The 1,648-nt window shown below is 31.4% G+C and carries 3 protein-coding genes; 1 reads left to right on the top strand and 2 read right to left on the bottom strand.

All coding sequences use genetic code 11. The features are described 5' to 3' along the window. Nucleotides 1–167: 167 nt before the first annotated feature. Nucleotides 168–371, bottom strand: a complete 204-nt coding sequence (locus K737_RS00710; protein ID WP_024161324.1) for a helix-turn-helix domain-containing protein — start codon at nt 369–371, stop codon at nt 168–170. A 113-nt stretch (nt 372–484) separates the two neighbouring features. Between K737_RS00710 and K737_RS00715 the strand changes: the two genes are divergently transcribed. Next, nucleotides 485–829 carry a transposase gene (locus tag K737_RS00715; protein WP_268743837.1) on the top strand — a complete coding sequence of 115 codons (345 nt, stop codon included), beginning with the start codon at nt 485–487 and terminating at the stop codon, nt 827–829. Nucleotides 830–1,052: 223 nt separating this feature from the next. Here K737_RS00715 and K737_RS00720 read toward each other — a convergent pair. Continuing rightward, on the bottom strand, nt 1,053–1,648 hold a 596-nt coding region (locus tag K737_RS00720; RefSeq protein ID WP_152531009.1), incomplete at its 5' end, for a hypothetical protein.

Raw genomic sequence — 1,648 nt, forward strand, 5'->3', positions numbered from 1 at the left:
ACCAAGTCCTAATCGATAAGCCCTGCACGATCCTAGAATTTAGAAATCCAAGCTTTAAAAATCCAAAATTTTTTGCTTCTTTTTTAAATAATTCCAAAATTCATCGACTTCCTTGACACTACCGTTGTCTTCTGGGGATGGCTCAATTTTGGCGCATAGCCTTGATCCTAAGGTGCCACCTCTTTCAAAACAGCGCTCGCGCTGACACCAAAACGCCGAGCAATTCGGTTCATTGAAAAGTCACTTGCGTATAAAACAAGGGCGTTCAGCTTGTCTTTTTCAGGCACACCTCGTGAAATTTTTTCCACATTTTTTACATTTGTACCGCTTTCCCCCTCGAATAAAACCGCTTTTAAAGCAATCTTAAACATTCACAAAATTTACATACAATCTTTTTTAGAGACTTTTAAAAGACTTGCTTTTACCAATTCTAACAAAAAAGATCTTTAGTTAAAAATTCAAATATTACGCGCGAATAAATATTATAGCGGGATTAGTGAATAATAAATCAATAGCTCCGAGGATATTTAATGGATCTTGTACTACGAAGGTATTCGAAACTTGGGGAGAACAATTTTTAATAAAGGAGCTAAAGCCAGGTCAGGGGGTAGTTATGGATACTGCTGCTTTTCACCGGTCACAGAAAACTAAAGATTTAATTGAATCTTTTGGGTGTAAGGTAATTTTTTTACCTCCATATTCCCCTGATCTAAATCCAATTGAAAAATTCTTGGCCAATATGAAACGATGGATTAAATGCCAAATTAATGCATTTGATAAACTTTATGAGGCTTTTTCTTCATTCTCCCAAATCCCACTTTCAGGCTAAATGAGTATAGATGATCGTTATAAAAGATTCACAATTAAACGTTAAATCAATATAAAGCTAAAAATTTTAAATTTAATAAAAGAAAGACACCACAAAGTGGCGTCTTTTCAAGCTACAAAACCCTAAAATTTCTTTTACTTATGTTGTTCAGTCATACCTTCGGAATTGTCACATTAAGATGATTTATCCTTTGCGATACAGATGATTAACATTAATCTTAAATTTAATCTTTACTATCTAATTTTTCCAACACTTTAGTGTTTCCTGAAAGTGTCTCAAGAAAATCTGTTTTACTTTCGCAGACACAGATGCCTAATACTAATCCTAAATATTCAGTATTTAATTTTTCCAATACTTTTTCGTTTCTCAAAAACTTATCAAAAAAATCTATTTTATCTTCGCAGACACAGATGCCTAATACTAATCCTAAATATTCAGTATTTAATTTTTCCAATACTTTTTCGTTTCCTAAAATCTTGTCAAAAAAATCTATTTTATTATGGTAGGTACAGTCGGATAGTAATGATTCTAAGTTTTCACGATCTAATTTTTCCAATACTTTTTCGTTTCCTAAAATCTTGTCAAAAAAATCTATTTTATCTTCGTAGATACATTTATTTAATACTGATCTTAAATATGCACTATCTATTTTTTCGTTTCCTGAAAGCTTGTCGAAAAAATCTATTTTATTGCAGCTAAGACTGTATTCCAATACTGATTTTAAATCTTCATTATCTAATTTTTCTAATATTTTTTCGTTTCCTGAAAGCTTGTCGAAAAAATCTATTTTATTGCAGCTAAGACTGTATTCCAATACTG

Source organism: Holospora undulata HU1 (assembly GCF_000388175.3).
Classification (GTDB): Bacteria; Pseudomonadota; Alphaproteobacteria; order Holosporales; family Holosporaceae; genus Holospora; species Holospora undulata_A.